Here is a 16,812-nt window from a genome sequence, read left to right on the forward strand (position 1 = left end):
GCGAACAGCCCGTCATGTCGATCGACATCGCCAACGAGTCCGGTTGGGACGCCGACGAGGAAGCCATCCTCGACGTCGCCCGCTTCGCCCTGGACAAGATGCGGATCCACCCGCAGTCCGAACTGTCCGTGATCCTGGTGGACGGCGCGGCGATGGAGGAGCTGCACATCCAGTGGATGGACCTCCCCGGACCCACCGACGTGATGTCCTTCCCCATGGACGAGCTGCGCCCCGGCAAGGAGGGCGAGGAGCTGCCGCAGGGCCTGCTCGGCGACATCGTGCTCTGCCCCGAGGTCGCCGAGCAGCAGGGCAAGGCGGCCCCGTCCAAGCACTCGATGGACGAGGAGCTCCAGCTGCTCACCGTCCACGGCGTGCTGCACGTGCTCGGCTACGACCACGAGGAGCCCGAGGAGGAGGAAGAGATGTTCGCCCTCCAGAAGCGGATCCTCGACGACTGGCGGGCCGGTCGCGGGCTCGGCGGCCTCTCGCCGGCCCCCACCACCCACTGAGCGCGGAGCCCGAACTCCTGTGAGTGGTGAGAGTACGAGCTTCATCCTCGGTGCCGTGCTGCTCGTCGTGCTCGGCTGGCTGGCCGCGTGCGCCGAGGCGGGCATCTCCCGGGTGTCCCGGTTCCGGGCCGAGGAGGCCGTCCGCTCCGGGCGGCGCGGCTCGGCCCGGCTGCTGACCGTCGCCTCCGACCCGATCCGCTACCTCAACCTGGCCACCCTGATCCGGGTGGCCAGCGAGATGGCGGCGGCCGTCCTGGTCACCGTGGTGTGCGTGCGCAACGTGGCCCCGACCTGGCAGGCCGTGCTGCTCGCCTTCGGCGTGATGGTGCTGGTGTCGTTCGTCGCGGTGGGCGTCTCGCCGCGCACGATCGGGCGCCAGCACCCGCTGACCACGGCGACTGCGGCCTCCTTCGTGCTGCTGCCGCTGGCCGCCGTGCTCGGCCCGATCCCGCGGCTGCTGATCCTGCTCGGCAACGCGCTGACCCCGGGCAAGGGCTACCGCGAGGGGCCGTTCGCCTCCGAGGCGGAGCTGCGCGCCCTCGTCGACCTCGCCGAGAAGGACGACCTGATCGAGGACGAGGAGCGCCGCATGGTGCACTCGGTCTTCGAGCTGGGCGACACCATCGTCCGCGAGGTCATGGTGCCGCGCACCGACCTGGTGATGATCGAGCGGCACAAGACCGTCCGGCAGGCGCTGACGCTGGCGCTGCGCTCGGGCTTCTCGCGCATCCCGGTGGTCGGCGACAACGAGGACGACGTCGTCGGCATCGTCTATCTGAAGGACCTCGTCCGGCGCACCCACATCAACCGGGAGGCCGAGTCGGAGGAGGTCGGCGCGGTGATGCGCCCGGCCGTCTTCGTCCCGGACTCCAAGCCGGCCGGCGACCTGCTGCGCGAGATGCAGCAGCGCCGCTCGCACGTGGCGATCGTGATCGACGAGTACGGCGGCACGGCCGGCCTGGTCACCATCGAGGACGTCCTGGAGGAGATCGTCGGCGAGATCACCGACGAGTACGACCGGGAGATCGCGCCCGTGGAGGACCTCGGCGACGGCTCCTACCGGATCACCGCCCGCCTCCTGGTCGAGGACCTCGGCGAACTCTTCGGCATCGAGCTGGAGGACGAGGACGTCGAGACCGTCGGCGGCCTGCTCGCCAAACACCTCGGCCGCGTCCCGATCCCCGGCTCCGCCTGCGAGATCCCGCTGCCCGAACCCGCCGACACCGGCCTGACCGGCATCCTGCTGACCGCCGAGTCCTCCGCCGGCCGCCGCAACCGCATCGGCTCGATGGTCGCCACCCCCGTCCGCCGGGCCGACGACCCCTCGGACGACCAGGGCGAGTAGCCGCGAGTAGCGGCGGCGGGGCGGCGGAGCGACCATGGAGGGCATGACGCATCAACTTCGCGCGGAGTACGGCCCGCAAGGGGCGGCGGGCGGGGTCAAGGTCTGGCACGTGGTCCGGGACGGCGACCTCGCGATGGCGCTGTGCGGCCGGACCATGGCGGACGAGGCCGAGACCCGGCCCGAGCAGGAATGGGGCACCGGGTTGCGCTGCTGTCAGCAGTGCGGCTCGCTCTACATGCACGAGGTCCCGCACATGCAGGGGAGCCATCCCTACAGCTAGGCCGGGTGCCGCCCGGCCGGCCCATGGTGGAGGTCGCCATGAAGCTGCAAGACGAACTGCCCGTCGACTCGAAGCTCGCCACCGTGTGGCGGGCCGGGGCGGGGCTCGGGGGGATCTTCCTGATCGTGTTCGGGTGCCTCGGCCTGGCCGACCACCCGGGGTTCCTCGCGACGCACGGTGACCGCGTCGCCGGGCTGTCGACCAACGGGGCGCTGAGCATCCTGTCCATCGTGGTGGGCGCGATCCTGGTGGTGGGGGCGGTGATCGGCGGGAACTTCGCGTCGAACCTGAACATGGTGGTCGGCGTGCTGTTCGTCCTGTCCGGGTTCTACGGGCTGACGGTGCTCGGCCGGCCGGACGCCAACATCCTCAACTTCCGGATGTCGAACGTGCTGTTCGCCTTCGTGTTCGGGACCGTCGTGACGACGTTCGGGATGTACGGACGGGTGAGCAGCCACCTGCCGCACGACAACCCGTTCTGGCGCGGGCGCATCGAGCGGGAGACGCCGCTGCCGTCCGGTCCGAAGACCTTCGTCAAGGTCCTCAACCCGAACCCGGGACCGACCCAGCCGGTCGGCCACTGAGGGCCGCCCCGGGCCCCGCGGGCCGGTCGGCGCCTATGCTCGGCGCATGAGTGACAACGTCGAGCTCGACCCCGAAGACAAGAAGATCATCACCCTGGCCCGCTCGGCCCGCGCCCGCAACGGCGTCCCCGAGGGGGCCGCGGTGCGTGACGAGACCGGGCGGACGTACGTGGCCGGGACGGTCGCGCTGGAGTCGCTGCGGCTGAGCGCGCTGCAGACGGCCGTCGCGATGGCGGTGGCCAGCGGGGCGAAGTCGCTGGAGGCGGCGGCCGTGGTGAGCGAGGCGGAGCGGCCGGCCGAGGCCGACCTGGCGGCCGTGCGGGACCTCGGCGGGGCCGGGACGCCACTGCTGCTGGCCGGTCCGGACGGGACGCTCCGGGTGGCGGTCAAGGCCTCCTGAGGGGCGTTCTCGCGCGTTCCCGACGCGTCGGTGGCCCGGCGGAACGTTCCTGCGTTCAGCAGATAATCTCACCGGAGGGGAATCGGTGAGGGGGCTGGGGACATGGGCACGGTGGCGTTCTTCGCCGGGCTGCTGCTGTTCGTGATGGGGATGGGCAAGTGGCAGGAGACCGGCTCGCCCTGGTGGCTCGGGGGCTCGCTGGCCTTCCTCCTGCTGCTGATCGTCGCCGCGCTGACCTCGCGCGGCGGCGGTTCCAAGGGCTGACCGCGCGGCCGGGTCGGCCGGCTCCCGGTGATCAGGGAGAATGGAGCGCATGAGTGCCCCTTCCTCCCCGTACCGATCCGGATTCGCGTGCTTCGTCGGCCGGCCCAACGCGGGCAAGTCGACCCTGACCAACGCCCTGGTGGGGACGAAGGTCGCGATCACCTCCGACCGTCCGCAGACCACCCGGCACACCGTGCGCGGCATCGTCCACCGCCCGGACGCCCAGCTCGTCCTGGTGGACACCCCCGGTCTGCACAAGCCCCGCACCCTGCTCGGCGAGCGCCTCAACGACCTGGTCCGCTCCACCTGGGCCGAGGTCGACGTGATCGGCTTCTGCCTGCCCGCCGACCAGAAGCTCGGCCCCGGCGACAAGTTCATCGCCAAGGAGCTCGCCGAGATCAAGAAGACCCCCAAGGTCGCCATCGTCACCAAGACTGACCTGGTCGACTCCAAGCGGCTGGCCGAGCAGCTGATCGCCGTCCACCAGCTCGGCGTCGAGCTGGGCATCGAGTGGGCCGAGATCATTCCGGTCTCGGCGGTGGGCGACAAGCAGGTGGAGCTGGTCGCCGACCTGATCACCAAGCTGCTGCCGGAGGGCATGCCGCTGTACCCGGACGGCGACCTCACCGACGAGCCCGAGCAGATCATGGTCGCCGAGCTGATCCGTGAGGCCGCCCTGGAGGGCGTGCGGGACGAGCTGCCGCACTCGCTGGCCGTCGTGGTCGAGGAGATGCTGCCGCGCGAGGGCCGCCCGGCGGACCGTCCGCTGCTGGACATCCACGCGAACGTCTACATCGAGCGGCAGAGCCAGAAGGCGATCGTCATCGGCGCCAAGGGCGCGCGGCTCAAGCACGTCGGCACGACGGCCCGCAAGCACATCGAGGCGCTGCTCGGCACGCCGGTCTTCCTCGACCTGCACGTCAAGGTGGCCAAGGACTGGCAGCGCGACCCGAAGCAGCTGCGCAAGCTCGGGTTCTGACCGGCCGCGGGGCCGGGTGCAGCGCGGGGGTGCCCGGGGAACGTCCTACGCGCCCTCGCGCAGCACCAGCGACACCAGCTCGCGCTGCGAGTCGGTGAGCTTCGGGTCGGCGCAGTGGACCGTGCGGCCGTCGACGGTGATCTCGTAGTGGAAGCCGTCCGGCACCCCGTACGACGGGGCCCGCAGCCCGCCCGCGACGGCCTCGCGGGCGAGCGCGTGGACGTGCGGGGCGTCCGTACGGTCGGTGGTGTCGAGCTCCGCGCGGCGGACGATTCCCGCGAGGCCGCCGGTCCGGGTCACCTGGATACGCATGGTGGCCATGGTGCTACGTAGGGATGGGTTTTTGCCGGGCTTTTCCCGGACCGTGACCTTAAGCCCGGCTCAACCTGGTCTCGGCCGGTCCCGAACTCCCGCTCCCCGGCCCGGGGAACGGGAGTTCGGGGGCCGGGGTGCCGTCAGCCGGGGCTGACGCCGACCTGCGCCCACGCGGCCGTCACGGTGTCCGCGATCGAACTCCGGTCGGGGTAACGGGCCTTGGCGGCGGCCACGGTGGCCCGGGCGAAGGCGGTGAAGTCGGCGTCGGCGGGCAGTCGGCGGCCGGTCAGCGCGTCGTACCAGATCCGTCCGGCGCACTCCCAGGCCGAGCCGCCGAGCGCGGTGGCCAGCAGGTAGAACGCGTGGTTGGGGATGCCGGAGTTGATGTGCACGCCGCCGTTGTCCCCGGCGGTCTGCACGTAGTCCCGCATGTGCGCCGGCTGCGGGTCCTTGCCGAGGCGCGGGTCGTCGTAGGCGGTGCCGGGCGCCTTCATCGAGCGCAGCGCGACGCCCTGCACGCCGGGGGCGAGCAGGCCGGCGCCGATCAGCCAGTCGGCGTCGGCCGCGCCCTGGCGCAGCGCGTACTGCTTGACCAGCGAGCCGAAGACGTCGGAGACCGACTCGTTGAGCGCCCCCGGTTGGTCCCGGTACTCCAGGCCGGCGGTGAACTGGGTGACGCCGTGGGTGAGTTCGTGGCCGATGACGTCGATGCAGGCGGTGAAGTCGCCGAACACCTCGCCGTCGCCGTCGCCGAAGACCATCCGCTTGCCGTTCCAGAACGCGTTGTCGTAGTCCTGGCCGTAGTGCACCGTCGCGTCCAGCCGCAGCCCGCGGCCGTCGACGGAGCGGCGGCCGAAGGCGTCGGCGTACAGCGCGAAGGTCGCGCCGAGGCCGTCGTAGGCCTGGTCGGCGGACCGGTCGGCGACCGGGGCCTGGCCCTCGGTGCGGACGGTCCGTCCGGGCAGCCGCTCGCTGTGGCCGGTGTCGGCGATCACCCGGCTGAGCCCGGTGGCACCCGGGGTGCCCGGGGTGCCCGGGGCGGCGGGGGCGGCGGGGGCGGCCGGGAGAGCGGCGTGGCGGGTCGAGCGGTGGGCGGCGTCGAGGAGCAGGGAGCGGGCGGCGGGCTCGTGACCGGCCTCGGCGAGGTGGTCCAGGACGTACGGCGGAACGATGGTGCACAGCGGCGGCGCGGCAGTCATGTGGCCCAGAGTGAGGCTTCGATGACCGGTTGTCACCGGCGCGCGCGCAAGCGGAGGCGCCGGTGCCGCCGTCTCAAGGAGTGGGAAGGTTGCCCGGATCACTTCGGGGGCGCACGTGCCTCGGTTACGCTGGGGATCATCATGCGCAACGGGCTGCTTCTTCTTAGCTGCCGCGTCGAGGGCCTGTAGTCCACTGGGGCCGGCTCCCTCGCCGCGGGGATCGAGCTGTGCGCGTCATCCGGCGGTCCAACGGCGGATCGTGAGCGGCAGCAGGCCGGCCAGTCGGTGTTTTCCCCCCTTTCACAGGACCCGACCAGCCCCGCACCCACAGGAAGCCGAGAGCCGTTCCATGACCGAGCAGACCTCCGCCGCGCCCATCCCCGCCGGCCGGGCCTTCGTCGACCGTCCCACCTCGATCACCGCCGCGAGCGTGCGCCAGCAGCCGTCCGGCATGCGCCACGGGCGCTACCTGCCGTTCGGCACGGTCGACCTGCCCGACCGCACCTGGCCGGACAAGGTGATCACCAAGGCGCCGCGCTGGCTGTCCACCGACCTGCGGGACGGCAACCAGGCGCTGATCGACCCGATGTCGCCGGCCCGCAAGCGCAAGATGTTCGACCTGCTGGTCTCGATGGGCTACAAGGAGATCGAGGTCGGCTTCCCGTCCTCCGGGGCCACCGACCACGCCTTCGTACGGTCGCTGATCGAGGAGGGGGCGATCCCCGAGGACGTCACCATCTCGGTGCTGACGCAGGCCCGCGAGGAGCTGATCGAGAAGACCGTCGAGTCGCTGGTCGGCGCCCCGCGCGCGACCGTCCACCTGTACAACGCGACCGCGCCGCTCTTCCGCCGGGTGGTGTTCCGCAACGACATGGCGGCCACCAAGGCGATCGCCACCGACGGCACCCGGCTGGTGATGGAGTACGCGGAGAAGCTGCTGGGCGAGGACACCGTCTTCGGCTACCAGTACTCGCCGGAGATCTTCGTCGACACCGAGCTGGACTTCGCGCTGGAGGTCTGCGAGGCGGTCATGGACGTCTGGCAGCCGGGCGAGGGCCGCGAGATCATCCTGAACCTGCCGGCCACCATCGAGCGGGCCACCCCGAACGTCCAGGCCGACCAGTTCGAGTGGATGTCGCGCAACCTGTCGCGCCGCGAGTTCGTCTGTCTGTCGGTGCACCCGCACAACGACCGTGGCACCGCCGTCGCCTCCGCCGAACTGGCCTACATGGCCGGTGCGGACCGCATCGAGGGCTGCCTGTTCGGCCAGGGCGAGCGGACCGGCAACGTCGACCTGGTGACCCTGGGCATGAACCTGTTCTCGCAGGGCGTCGACCCGCAGATCGACTTCTCCGACATCGACGAGGTGCGCCGCACCGCCGAGTACTGCAACCAGATGGAGGTGCACCCGCGCCACCCGTACGCCGGTGACCTGGTCTACACCTCCTTCTCGGGCTCGCACCAGGACGCCATCAAGAAGGGCTTCGACGCCCTGGAGGCGGACGCGAAGGCGGCGGGCGTGCCGGTGGCGGAGCACACCTGGGGCGTGCCGTACCTGCCGATCGACCCGAAGGACGTCGGCCGCACCTACGAGGCGGTCATCCGGGTCAACAGCCAGTCCGGCAAGGGCGGTGTCGCGTACGTCCTGAAGAACGACCACAAGCTGGACCTGCCGCGCCGCATGCAGATCGAGTTCTCCCGGATCATCCAGGCCAAGACCGACGCCGAGGGCGGCGAGGTCACCCCGGCCGAGATCTGGCGGGTCTTCGAGGACGAGTACCTGCCGACCACGGACAACCCGTGGGGCCGGATCACGCTGAGCGGTTCGCGCACCCTGACCACCGAGGACGGCCGGGACGCGCTGATCGCCGGGGCCGTGGTGGACGGCGTGCCGGTCACCCTGACCGGTGTCGGCAACGGCCCGGTCTCCGCGTTCGCCGACGCGCTGGGCCGGATCGACGTGGACGTGCGCGTCCTGGACTACTCCGAGCACGCGCTGAGCGAGGGCGGCGACGCCCAGGCCGCCGCGTACGTCGAGTGCGCGGTGGACGGCAAGGTGCTGTGGGGCGTGGGCATCGACGCCAACACCGTGCTGGCGTCCCTGAAGGCGATGATCAGCGCCGTCAACCGGGCGCAGCGCGGGTAGTTCGTACGAGTGGCACGCACGGAGGGCCGTCCTGCGGGGCGGCCCTCGGCGTTGCCCGCCCCGACTGTGTCCTGGGCCACATTTTTTCGCTCCGGAAGGCGTTCGGGGTACTGACACCCGCCTCCGGGCGTGGCAACATCGATCCACCGGAAAGCCGGGTCGGTGGGACGGCCTCGGTGTCCGGTCGCGTGACCTGCCCATAGTTGTGCAGGCCGCCTGCCATGTCTGGGGAGTGGCGCCGTGACCAGCTTGTGGGGTGTTCGCCCGAGGTGGCGGACCGACGTTCTCGGTGACTTCTTCTGCCCGGGCTGCGGCGGGGACCGCAACTACCGCCGGCAGCACGGCCGGCGGTGGCTGCGGCTGCTGGGCACCCCGGTGCTCCCGCTCGGACCGGTGATCGGCAGCGTGCAGTGCACCGGCTGCGACGGCCGGTACGGGGTCGAGAGCCTCGAACAGCCCACCTGCGTCCGGCTCGGCGGCATGCTGCGGGACGCCCAGTACACGATCGCGCTGGCCCTGCTCGCGGCCGGCGGCACCGCCCATCGCGCGGCCCGCGAGGCCGCCTGCGCGGCGGTGCGCGAGGCCGGGTTCGAGGACTGCGGCGAGGCCCAGGTGCTGGCCGCGCTCGCCGCCCTGTCCGGGCTCGGCGGCGAACTCTACGACGCCCAGGACCTGGGGGCACCTCCCGGCCGGAGGCTGGGGGAGGCCGGCGGCCTCGCCGTGGAACTGCACGCGGTGCTCGAACCGCTCGCCCCGCACCTGGCCCACCAGGGCCGCGAGCGGCTGCTGCTCCAGGGCGCGGCGATCGCGCTCGCCGACGGGCGCTACCTGCCGCAGGAGCGGGAGGCGCTGGCCGCGGTCGGGCGCTGCCTGGACCTGCCCCAGACCCGGGTCTCGGCGCTGCTGGAGGCGGCCACCCGGGCGCCGTACTAGACCTGCTCTCTCCACACACTGCCGCAGAGCCATCACCAACCCCCACAAACGGGCCCGTCTCCCCCCTCCGGGCCCGCCGTGACCCGCACCGCACAGGTCCTCCCCCACGGCCTGGGTGCGGGCACACGGCTGCGCCCGGGTGGGCGACAATGGTGGGCATGGCGGAGCGAGCGAGTCATTGAACAGGTGCGAGTGGGCGAATGCCCCTGCCGAGCGTAGCGAGGCGGGCGCATGAGCTTGTTCCGGGACGACGGCGTGGTGCTGCGGGCGCAGAAGCTCGGCGAGGCCGACCGGATCATCACCCTGCTGACCCGCCAGCACGGCAAGGTGCGCGCGGTGGCGCGCGGGGTGCGCAAGACCAAGTCCAAGTTCGGCGCCCGGCTGGAGCCGTTCTCGCACGTGGACGTGCAGTTCTTCAGCCGGGGGAGTGAGCTGATCGGCCGCGGGTTGCCGCTGTGCACCCAGGTCGAGACGATCGCGCCGTACGGCGGTTCGATCGTCACCGACTACGGCCGGTACACCGCCGGGACGGCGATGCTGGAGACGGCCGAGCGCTTCGCCGAGAACGAGGGCGAGCCGGCCGTCCAGCAGTACCTGCTGCTCGTGGGGGGTCTGCGCACGCTCGCGGCCGGGCTGCACGAGTCGCACCTGGTGCTGGACGCCTTCCTGCTGCGCTCGCTCGCGGTGAACGGGTACGGCGCGAGCTTCACCGACTGCGCCAAGTGCGGGCTGGACGGGCCGAACCGTTTCTTCTCGCTCCCGGCGGGCGGGGTGCTGTGCGCGGACTGCCGAGTGCCCGGATGTGCCGTACCCTCCCCTGAGACACTGGTACTGCTCGGGGCGCTGCTGTCGGGCGACTGGCAGACGGCGGATTCCTGCGAGCCGCGGTACTGGCGGGAGGGCAGCGGCCTCGTCGCGGCCTATCTGCAGTGGCACCTGGAGCGGGGAATCCGCTCGATGAGATACGTGGAGAAGTGAGCACATGGCAGCGCGACGGCTCTTCGGCGGCGGCAAGCAGCGGGAGTACCTCCCCCCGACCCCGCACCCCAGCGGCGCCCGGCCCCCGAAGATCCCCGGCGAGCTGGTGCCGAACCACGTCGCCATCGTGATGGACGGCAACGGCCGCTGGGCCAAGGAGCGCGGGCTGCCGCGCACCGAGGGCCACAAGGTCGGCGAGGCGGTCGTGCTGGACGTGCTCAAGGGCGCGATCGAGCTCGGCGTGAAGAACATCTCGCTGTACGCGTTCTCCACCGAGAACTGGAAGCGCTCGCCCGACGAGGTGAAGTTCCTGATGAACTTCAACCGGGACGTCATCCACCGCCGCCGCGACGAGATGGACGCGATGGGCGTGCGGGTGCGCTGGGCCGGCCGGATGCCCAAGCTGTGGAAGAGCGTCGTCCAGGAGCTCAAGGTCGCCGAGGAGCAGACCAAGGACAACGACGCCGTCACGCTCTACATGTGCGTCAACTACGGCGGCCGGGCCGAACTGGCGGACGCGGCGCAGGCCATCGCGGCCGACGTCGCGTCCGGCAAGCTCGACCCGAAGAAGGTCGGCGAGAAGACCATCGCCAAGTACCTGTACCACCCGGACATGCCGGACGTGGACCTGTTCCTGCGCCCCAGCGGCGAGCAGCGCACCTCCAACTTCCTGCTCTGGCAGTCCGCTTACGCCGAGTTCGTGTTCCAGGACGTGCTCTGGCCGGACTTCGACCGCCGCGACCTGTGGCGTGCCTGCGAGCAGTACGCGATGCGCGACCGGCGCTTCGGCGGGGCCATCCCGAACGAGGTGCCCGCGCAGGGAGTCCCCGCGCAGCGCTGAGGACACGACGAAGGGCCCGTGGGATCCGTTCCCACGGGCCTTTCCGTCGTTCCGTCAGGCGTGTGCGGCCCGTCAGGCCTTCTTGGCGCACTCCGCGCAGGTGCCGAAGATCTCCAGCGTGTGCGCGATGTCGCTGAACCCGTGCTCCGAGGCGACGGAGTTGGCCCACCGCTCCACCGCCGGGCCCTCGACCTCGACGGTCGCGCCGCAGTGCCGGCAGACCAGGTGGTGGTGGTGACCGCTGCTGCAGCGCCGGTACACCGCCTCGCCGTCGGCGGTGCGCAGCACGTCGACCTCGCCGGCGTCGGCGAGGGACTGGAGCGTGCGGTAGACCGTGGTCAGCCCGACGGAGTCTCCGCGGTGCTTGAGCATGTCGTGGAGCTCCTGCGCGCTGCGGAAGTCCTCGATCTCGTCCAGGGCCGCCGAGACGGCGGCACGCTGCCGGGTCGATCGGGCACGCGGCGACGGGCCGGCGGTGGTCACCGTGGGTCCTCCTGGGGTGGTGGGCGTCTCGCACCTCATTGTGCCAGCCCCGCCCGCCCCTCCGGCGTGCCCGCGTCAGAGGTGTTCGAAGAAGCCCGTCCGGGCAGTTGGACGTCGCACTCGCGCGGCCCCGGGTCGGCGCCCGCCCGGTGGCGGCGTCGGGCCAGCGGCGCGGCGATCGCGCTGAACACCGCGAAGACCGCGATGGCGAGCAGCACGATGGCCGGGCCGGAGGGCACGTCGAGCTGGTAGGAGCCGGTGACGCCGGCCAGCGAGACGACCACGCCGAGCGCGATCGAGGCCGCCTGGGTGGCGGCGAAGGAGCGGGTGAGCTGCTGGGCGGCCACCACCGGGACCACCATCAGGGCGCTGACCAGCAGCAGGCCGACGACCCGCATGGCGACGGTGACGGTGACCGCGGCCATGACCGCGAGCAGCAGGTTGAGCGTGCGCACCGGCAGGCCGGTGACCCGGGCGAAGTCCTCGTCCTGGCAGATCGCGAAGAGCTGGCGGCGCAGGCCGACGGTGACGGCGATGACCACCGCGCCGAGTGCGGCGATCGCGGCGAGGTCCGCGGGGGCGACGGTGAGGATGGAGCCCCACAGGTAGCTCTCCAGCGAGCCGGCCCCGGCCTGGGCGGAGAGCGAGACGAGGAGCTTGCCGCAGGCCATGCCGCCGTAGAAGAGCATCGCGAGGGCGATGTCCCCGCGCTGGTTGCCGCGAGAGCGGACGAGCTCCATGGTGACGGCGCCGAGCACGCAGACCAGGACGGCCATCCAGACCGGGCTGGTCTGGAAGATGAAGCCGAGTCCGACGCCGGTCATCGCGACGTGGCCCATGCCGTCGCCCATCAGGGCCTGGCGGCGCTGCACCAGGTAGATGCCGACGGCTGGGGCGGTGATCCCGACCAGTACGGCGGCGAGCAGGGCGCGCTGCATGAAGTCGTAGGAGAGCATCTCGGTCATGCGAGCAGCCTCGGCGGGGTGTGGTCGGCGTGCGGGTGGACGTGGTCGTGGCCGGGCAGGGCGTGCAGGCCGGTGTTTGGCACGGGCGGGCCGTCGTGTGCGACGCAGCCGTCCCGGAGCACCACGGCGCGGTCGATCAGCGGCTCCAGCGGCCCGAGTTCGTGCAGGACGAGGAGCACGGAGGCGCCGCGGGCGACCTCGGCGCGCAGGGTGTCGGCGAGCACCTGCTGGCTGGCGGCGTCGACGCCGGCCATCGGCTCGTCCATGATCAGCAGGTCGGGGGAGCCGACCAGGGCGCGGGCGATGAGCACGCGCTGCTGCTGGCCGCCGGAGAGGTCGCCGACGCCGTCCCCGGCCCGGTCGAGCATGCCGACGGCGGCGAGCGCGCGGTCCACGGCGTCCCGGTCCCTGCGGCGGAACGGCAGCAGGCGGTGCTGCGGGAGCCGTCCGGTGGAGACGACCTCGCGCACCGTCGCCGGGACGCCGGAGGCGGCGGTGGTGCGCTGCGGGACGTACCCGATCCGGTGCCAGGCGCGGAACTTGGCGAAGGGGATGCCGAACAGCTCCAGCGCGCCCTGCTCCAGCGGGACGGAGCCGATCACGGTCTTGACGGTGGTCGACTTGCCGGAGCCGTTCGCGCCGAGCAGGGCGACGACCTCGCCGGGCTCGACCGTGAGGTCGATCCCGCGCAGCACCGGCCGGCCGCCGCGCGAGGCGACGGCGCTGTGGAGGCGGACGGCCGGGGGTATCGGGTGGTTCATCGGGGGTCCCGTCAGCTGGCGGTGGGCGCGGGGGTCGGGGCGGTGGTGGCCGGGGCGTCCGTCGTCGGGGCAGTGCCGGTCGGGGCGGCGGCAGGAGCTGCGCCCAGGGCGGCCTGGAGGTTGGCCAGGTTCTGCCGCATCACGCTCAGGTAGTCGTCCTTGGCCGGGTCCTTGACGCCCTCCAGCGGGTCCAGGACCGCGGTCTTGAGACCGAGGTCCTTGGCGACGGTGTTGGCGAGCTTGGGGTCGACGAGGGCCTCGAAGAAGATCGTGGTGACGCCGTTGTCCTTGGCGGCCTTCTGCACCGCGGCGAGGCGGGCCGGGGTGGGCTCGGACTCCGGGTCGACGCCGTTGATGGCGACCTGGGTGAGGCCGTAGTGGTCGGCGAGGTAGCCGAAGGCGGCGTGGCTGGTGACGAAGGTCCTGGTCCTGGTGTCCTTCAGCCCGGTCTGGAACTCCTTGTCCAGGGCGCCGAGCCGGTTGACGAGGTCGTCGGTGTTCTTCCGGTAGTCGTCCGCATGGGCCGGGTCGGCCTTGGCGAAGGAGTCGCCGACGCTCTTGGCGATCGTCGTGTAGCGGGCCGGGTCGAGCCAGATGTGCGGGTCGCCGGCCGGGCCGTCGTGCTTGTGGCCGTCGCCCGCGGCGGTGTCCTCGTCGAGGTGGTGGTCGACCAGCGGGCTGGCGGCGGTGGCGTCGATCTTCGCCTTCGCGGAGGACTGGCCGACGGCCTGGTCGACGGTCGGCTGCAGGCCCTTGAGGTAGAGGATCGCGTCGGCCTTCTGGACGCTCGCGACCTGCTTGGCGGTGAGCTCCAGGTCGTGCGGCTCGACGCCAGGGGCGGTGAGGTCGGTGACCGCGACGTGGTCCTTGCCGATCTGCTGGGCGAGGAACTCCATCGGGTAGAAGGAGGCGACGACGTTCAGCTTGCCGTCCGCGTCCTTGGCGCTGCTGCTGCCGCCGCACGCGGTGAGCGTGAGCGCGGCGGCGATCGTGGTGGCGGCCAAGGCTATGGAGGTGCGAGCGTGTCGTCGGATCATCATGACAATCATTCTCATCTTGATTGGAAACGATTGTCAAATCACTCGGGTGGGTGAACGGCGGGTGACCGGCTCGGGTGGTGCGATGGGAATCAGTGGGGCCGGTCCGACGATACCGATTTGAACCCCGTACCCATGGGGCCGGTAATCTGAGGTATTCGGGTACGAGCAACCAGCCGTGCCCTGACCGTGCCTTACGTACTGAAGAGAGCACTGTGGCCGCCGACAAGATCGACACGATCGTCAGCCTGAGCAAGCGCCGTGGCTTCGTCTACCCCTGCAGCGAGATCTACGGCGGTACGCGTGCCGCCTGGGACTACGGGCCGCTGGGCGTCGAGCTCAAGGAGAACATCAAGCGCCAGTGGTGGCGCACGATGGTGCAGGCCCGTGAGGACGTCGTCGGACTGGACTCGTCGGTGATCCTCGCCCGCGAGGTGTGGGAGGCCTCCGGCCACGTCGCCACCTTCAACGACCCGCTGACCGAGTGCCTTTCCTGCCACAAGCGCCACCGCGCCGACCACCTTGAGGAGAAGTACGAGGCCAAGCACGGCTTCCCGCCGCCGAATGGCCTCAAGGACGTCAACTGCCCCGACTGCGGCACCAAGGGCCAGTTCACCGAGCCCAAGGACTTCTCGGGCATGCTGAAGACCCACCTCGGCGTCACCGAGGAGGCCGGCGGCCTGGCCTTCCTGCGCCCCGAGACCGCCCAGGGCATCTTCACCAACTTCAAGGCAGTCCAGACCACTTCGCGCAAGAAGCCGCCGTTCGGCATCGCCCAGACCGGCAAGAGCTTCCGCAACGAGATCACCCCCGGCAACTTCATCTTCCGCACCCGCGAGTTCGAGCAGATGGAGATGGAGTTCTTCGTCAAGCCGGGCGAGGACGAGCAGTGGCACGAGTACTGGCTCCAGCAGCGCTGGGACTGGTACGTCGGCCTCGGCCTGCGCACCGAGAACATGCGCTTCTTCGAGCACCCGAAGGAGAAGCTCTCCCACTACGCCAAGCGCACGGTGGACATCGAGTACCGCTTCAACTTCGGCGGTAGCGAGTTCTCCGAGCTCGAGGGCGTCGCCAACCGCACCGACTACGACCTGCGGGTGCACAGCGAGGCTTCCGGCCAGGACCTCAAGTACTTCGACCAGGAGAGCGGCGAGCGGTACTTCCCGTACGTCATCGAGCCGGCGGCCGGCCTCAACCGCGCCATGCTGGCCTTCCTGATCGACGCCTACTTCGAGGACGAGGCGCCCAACGCCAAGGGCGTCCTGGAGAAGCGCGTCGGCATGCGGCTCGACCCGCGCCTGGCCCCGGTCAAGGTCGCCGTCCTGCCGCTGTCGCGCAACGCCGAGCTGTCCCCGAAGGCCCGCGGCCTCGCCGCCGACCTGCGCACCGCGTGGAACGTCGAGTTCGACGACGCCGGCGCCATCGGCAAGCGCTACCGCCGCCAGGACGAGATCGGCACGCCGTTCTGCGTCACCGTCGACTTCGACACCCTTGAGGACAACGCGGTGACCGTGCGCGAGCGCGACACCATGGCGCAGGAGCGCGTCTCGCTCGACCAGGTCAAGTCGTACCTGGCCGCGCGCCTGATCGGCTGCTGAGGCCGCTCGCTCTCCGGGGAGCCCCCGTTCGTCCTGCGGGACGGGCGGGGGCTTCCTCGCGTTCGGGCTCGGCGCCCTACCGCCGGCCCCAGCGGGAGCGGGCGGGCACGGCGGGTTCGGTCGGCAGGCCGGCCGCGCGGAGGGCGGCCAGGGTCGCGCGGTGCCTGGCCGGGTCGGCGTGCAGGGCGGCGAGGAGCAGGTCGTAGAGGCCGCGGTGGTGGTCCAGCGAGGCCGCCAGCCGGACGAGTTCGACGGGCGGGCGGAGCGCGGCGAGCTCGTGCAGCAGCACGGCGGGCAGGGGCGCCGGGAGGTCCGTCGCGAGGGCCGCGAGGTCGGCCGTCGGGCGGCCTGCGGCCTGGCGCAGCAGCGTCCGGACGTCGTTGTGGCGGCCCGCCTGCCGGAGGCCGGCGGCGAGGACGGTCAGCTCGGGCGTCGGGGCGGAGCCCCACTCCCACAGGAGCGTGGCCCCGTCGGCGAGTTGGCCGGCGTGCTCCAGGGCCGCGAGGAGGGCGGGCAGGGCGGTGGCCGGGTAGCCCCAGAAGGCGTGGAACAATTCGGCCGCCTCGTCGGCGAGCCCCGCCTCGCGCAGTTCGGCGAGCACCGCGACGGCGTGCTCGGGGGCCGTGTGCGCGGCGCTGCGGGCGAGTTGCCGGGAGGCCTCGCCCGGGCCTCTTCGGGCCAGGAGGCCGGCGAGCTGGGCGGTCTCGTCCGGGGTGAGCCGGACGGCGGCCTGGGTCAGCAGGTCGGCCACCTCGGTGAGGGCACCGCTGCGGTGGAGCGTGGTCACCCGCCCCGCCAGCGCCCCGATGTCCGGGCGCGGCGGTGGCGGCTCCGGGGTGGCGAATTGCGGCGCCTGCGCCGGGTGCTGGCGCAGGTCGAACTCCAACTGCTGTAGCTGGTCGCTCAGTTGGATGCACCGGGCGCCCAGGCCCTCGCGCAGCGTGCGCGCCTGGGCGAGCTGCCGCATGAGCTCCCCGTCCGGCCACTGCCGGTCCGGGGAGGCCTGTATCGCCTCGGTGAGCCGTCGCTCGCGCTGCCCGGCGTACCGGCTGGCGCGGAGTAACTCGTCCAGCTCCGCGCGCAGTTCGTGAGCCTGCAGTTCGCTTTCTTGCGCGCTCGACCGCATGCGCATGATCGCCCCACCCTGTCCATCTGGTCCCTGACTGCGAGACATCCTGGTGTCGGAATGTGGCGG

The 16,812-nt window shown here is 71.7% G+C and carries 19 protein-coding genes; 12 read left to right on the plus strand and 7 right to left on the minus strand.

Annotation, left to right across the window (positions count from 1 at the left end; genetic code table 11):
• The first annotated feature begins 14 nt into the window (after positions 1 to 14).
• The 7 genes from ybeY (at position 15) to era (ending at position 4,361) form a co-directional block, all read left to right on the plus strand.
• Positions 15 to 509: an rRNA maturation RNase YbeY gene (gene ybeY, locus ACFVU9_RS02285; RefSeq protein WP_063347517.1), complete on the plus strand. Its 495-nt coding sequence runs from the start codon at positions 15 to 17 to the stop codon at positions 507 to 509.
• Between the two features lie 19 nt (positions 510 to 528).
• On the plus strand, positions 529 to 1,854 hold the full coding sequence (locus tag ACFVU9_RS02290) for a hemolysin family protein (protein ID WP_380444806.1): 1,326 nt from the start codon (positions 529 to 531) through the stop codon (positions 1,852 to 1,854).
• A 43-nt stretch (positions 1,855 to 1,897) separates the two neighbouring features.
• Positions 1,898 to 2,134, plus strand: coding sequence for a hypothetical protein (locus ACFVU9_RS02295; RefSeq protein WP_380444808.1), 237 nt, complete (start codon positions 1,898 to 1,900; stop codon positions 2,132 to 2,134).
• Between the two features lie 38 nt (positions 2,135 to 2,172).
• Complete coding sequence (locus ACFVU9_RS02300; RefSeq protein WP_380498162.1) at positions 2,173 to 2,718, plus strand: DUF4383 domain-containing protein; 546 nt, start codon at positions 2,173 to 2,175, stop codon at positions 2,716 to 2,718.
• Positions 2,719 to 2,764: 46 nt separating this feature from the next.
• The gene (locus ACFVU9_RS02305) at positions 2,765 to 3,118 is read left to right on the plus strand and encodes a cytidine deaminase (protein ID WP_380444811.1); all 354 of its coding nucleotides are present in this window, start codon (positions 2,765 to 2,767) and stop codon (positions 3,116 to 3,118) included.
• Positions 3,119 to 3,220: 102 nt separating this feature from the next.
• Positions 3,221 to 3,382, plus strand: a complete 162-nt coding sequence (locus ACFVU9_RS02310; protein ID WP_380444812.1) for a hypothetical protein — start codon at positions 3,221 to 3,223, stop codon at positions 3,380 to 3,382.
• 49 nt (positions 3,383 to 3,431) lie between these two features.
• A complete protein-coding gene (era, locus tag ACFVU9_RS02315) occupies positions 3,432 to 4,361 on the plus strand; it encodes a GTPase Era (RefSeq protein ID WP_359969813.1) in 930 nt (309 codons plus the stop codon).
• A 45-nt stretch (positions 4,362 to 4,406) separates the two neighbouring features.
• Here the strand turns inward: era and ACFVU9_RS02320 are convergent, their stop codons facing one another.
• Together ACFVU9_RS02320 and ACFVU9_RS02325 are read right to left on the minus strand one after the other, a co-directional pair.
• A complete protein-coding gene (locus tag ACFVU9_RS02320) occupies positions 4,407 to 4,673 on the minus strand; it encodes a protealysin inhibitor emfourin (RefSeq protein WP_329931097.1) in 267 nt (88 codons plus the stop codon).
• A gap of 143 nt (positions 4,674 to 4,816) precedes the next feature.
• The gene (locus ACFVU9_RS02325; protein ID WP_387589049.1) at positions 4,817 to 5,875 is read right to left on the minus strand and encodes a M4 family metallopeptidase; all 1,059 of its coding nucleotides are present in this window, start codon (positions 5,873 to 5,875) and stop codon (positions 4,817 to 4,819) included.
• Between the two features lie 349 nt (positions 5,876 to 6,224).
• Here ACFVU9_RS02325 and leuA point away from each other — a divergent pair, with 349 nt between their 5' ends.
• From leuA to ACFVU9_RS02345, 4 genes are all read left to right on the plus strand, one after another.
• Positions 6,225 to 8,021: a 2-isopropylmalate synthase gene (gene leuA / locus ACFVU9_RS02330; protein ID WP_387589050.1), complete on the plus strand. Its 1,797-nt coding sequence runs from the start codon at positions 6,225 to 6,227 to the stop codon at positions 8,019 to 8,021.
• A gap of 240 nt (positions 8,022 to 8,261) precedes the next feature.
• The gene (locus ACFVU9_RS02335) at positions 8,262 to 8,954 is read left to right on the plus strand and encodes a TerB family tellurite resistance protein (protein WP_380444816.1); all 693 of its coding nucleotides are present in this window, start codon (positions 8,262 to 8,264) and stop codon (positions 8,952 to 8,954) included.
• Between the two features lie 231 nt (positions 8,955 to 9,185).
• Complete coding sequence (recO, locus tag ACFVU9_RS02340; RefSeq protein WP_359969802.1) at positions 9,186 to 9,932, plus strand: DNA repair protein RecO; 747 nt, start codon at positions 9,186 to 9,188, stop codon at positions 9,930 to 9,932.
• A 4-nt stretch (positions 9,933 to 9,936) separates the two neighbouring features.
• Positions 9,937 to 10,773 carry an isoprenyl transferase gene (locus ACFVU9_RS02345; RefSeq protein WP_380444817.1) on the plus strand — a complete coding sequence of 279 codons (837 nt, stop codon included), beginning with the start codon at positions 9,937 to 9,939 and terminating at the stop codon, positions 10,771 to 10,773.
• 72 nt (positions 10,774 to 10,845) lie between these two features.
• Here ACFVU9_RS02345 and ACFVU9_RS02350 read toward each other — a convergent pair whose 3' ends face one another.
• Genes ACFVU9_RS02350 through ACFVU9_RS02365 form a run of 4 tightly spaced genes read right to left on the minus strand, consistent with a single transcriptional unit; the run spans position 10,846 to position 14,022 of the window.
• Entirely contained in the window at positions 10,846 to 11,256 is a 411-nt protein-coding gene (locus tag ACFVU9_RS02350; protein ID WP_329931091.1) for a Fur family transcriptional regulator, read from the minus strand.
• A gap of 35 nt (positions 11,257 to 11,291) precedes the next feature.
• The gene (locus tag ACFVU9_RS02355; protein ID WP_380444818.1) at positions 11,292 to 12,221 is read right to left on the minus strand and encodes a metal ABC transporter permease; all 930 of its coding nucleotides are present in this window, start codon (positions 12,219 to 12,221) and stop codon (positions 11,292 to 11,294) included.
• Entirely contained in the window at positions 12,218 to 12,982 is a 765-nt protein-coding gene (locus ACFVU9_RS02360) for a metal ABC transporter ATP-binding protein (RefSeq protein WP_380444819.1), read from the minus strand. Before ACFVU9_RS02360 ends, ACFVU9_RS02355 begins: the two co-directional genes overlap by 4 nt.
• 11 nt (positions 12,983 to 12,993) lie before the next feature.
• The gene (locus ACFVU9_RS02365; protein WP_387589056.1) at positions 12,994 to 14,022 is read right to left on the minus strand and encodes a metal ABC transporter substrate-binding protein; all 1,029 of its coding nucleotides are present in this window, start codon (positions 14,020 to 14,022) and stop codon (positions 12,994 to 12,996) included.
• Positions 14,023 to 14,234: 212 nt separating this feature from the next.
• Between ACFVU9_RS02365 and ACFVU9_RS02370 the strand changes: the two genes are divergently transcribed.
• Entirely contained in the window at positions 14,235 to 15,617 is a 1,383-nt protein-coding gene (locus ACFVU9_RS02370) for a glycine--tRNA ligase (RefSeq protein WP_380444821.1), read from the plus strand.
• Positions 15,618 to 15,693: 76 nt separating this feature from the next.
• On the opposite strand, the gene ACFVU9_RS02375 is transcribed toward ACFVU9_RS02370, so the two are convergent.
• Positions 15,694 to 16,749 (minus strand): hypothetical protein, encoded by a 1,056-nt coding sequence (locus tag ACFVU9_RS02375; protein ID WP_380444822.1) that lies wholly within the window; start codon positions 16,747 to 16,749, stop codon positions 15,694 to 15,696.
• Between the last annotated feature and the right edge of the window lie 63 nt (positions 16,750 to 16,812).

The organism is Kitasatospora sp. NPDC057936, from assembly GCF_042887525.1.
Lineage (GTDB): Bacteria > Actinomycetota > Actinomycetes > Streptomycetales > Streptomycetaceae > Kitasatospora.

What these genes read in the sequence shown, in the direction of transcription:
- ACFVU9_RS02300 (WP_380498162.1), top strand. Translation starts at nt 2,173, where the DNA reads ATGAAGCTGCAAGACGAACTGCCCGTCGACTCGAAGCTCGCCACCGTG.
- ACFVU9_RS02305 (WP_380444811.1), top strand. Translation starts at nt 2,765, where the DNA reads ATGAGTGACAACGTCGAGCTCGACCCCGAAGACAAGAAGATCATCACC.
- ACFVU9_RS02365 (WP_387589056.1), bottom strand. Translation starts at nt 14,022, where the DNA reads ATGATGATCCGACGACACGCTCGCACCTCCATAGCCTTGGCCGCCACC.
- ACFVU9_RS02345 (WP_380444817.1), top strand. Translation starts at nt 9,937, where the DNA reads ATGGCAGCGCGACGGCTCTTCGGCGGCGGCAAGCAGCGGGAGTACCTC.
- ACFVU9_RS02320 (WP_329931097.1), bottom strand. Translation starts at nt 4,673, where the DNA reads ATGCGTATCCAGGTGACCCGGACCGGCGGCCTCGCGGGAATCGTCCGC.
- leuA (WP_387589050.1), top strand. Translation starts at nt 6,225, where the DNA reads ATGACCGAGCAGACCTCCGCCGCGCCCATCCCCGCCGGCCGGGCCTTC.
- ACFVU9_RS02325 (WP_387589049.1), bottom strand. Translation starts at nt 5,875, where the DNA reads ATGACTGCCGCGCCGCCGCTGTGCACCATCGTTCCGCCGTACGTCCTG.
- ACFVU9_RS02375 (WP_380444822.1), bottom strand. Translation starts at nt 16,749, where the DNA reads ATGCGCATGCGGTCGAGCGCGCAAGAAAGCGAACTGCAGGCTCACGAA.
- ACFVU9_RS02355 (WP_380444818.1), bottom strand. Translation starts at nt 12,221, where the DNA reads ATGACCGAGATGCTCTCCTACGACTTCATGCAGCGCGCCCTGCTCGCC.
- ACFVU9_RS02360 (WP_380444819.1), bottom strand. Translation starts at nt 12,982, where the DNA reads ATGAACCACCCGATACCCCCGGCCGTCCGCCTCCACAGCGCCGTCGCC.
- ybeY (WP_063347517.1), top strand. Translation starts at nt 15, where the DNA reads ATGTCGATCGACATCGCCAACGAGTCCGGTTGGGACGCCGACGAGGAA.
- ACFVU9_RS02295 (WP_380444808.1), top strand. Translation starts at nt 1,898, where the DNA reads ATGACGCATCAACTTCGCGCGGAGTACGGCCCGCAAGGGGCGGCGGGC.
- recO (WP_359969802.1), top strand. Translation starts at nt 9,186, where the DNA reads ATGAGCTTGTTCCGGGACGACGGCGTGGTGCTGCGGGCGCAGAAGCTC.
- ACFVU9_RS02310 (WP_380444812.1), top strand. Translation starts at nt 3,221, where the DNA reads ATGGGCACGGTGGCGTTCTTCGCCGGGCTGCTGCTGTTCGTGATGGGG.
- era (WP_359969813.1), top strand. Translation starts at nt 3,432, where the DNA reads ATGAGTGCCCCTTCCTCCCCGTACCGATCCGGATTCGCGTGCTTCGTC.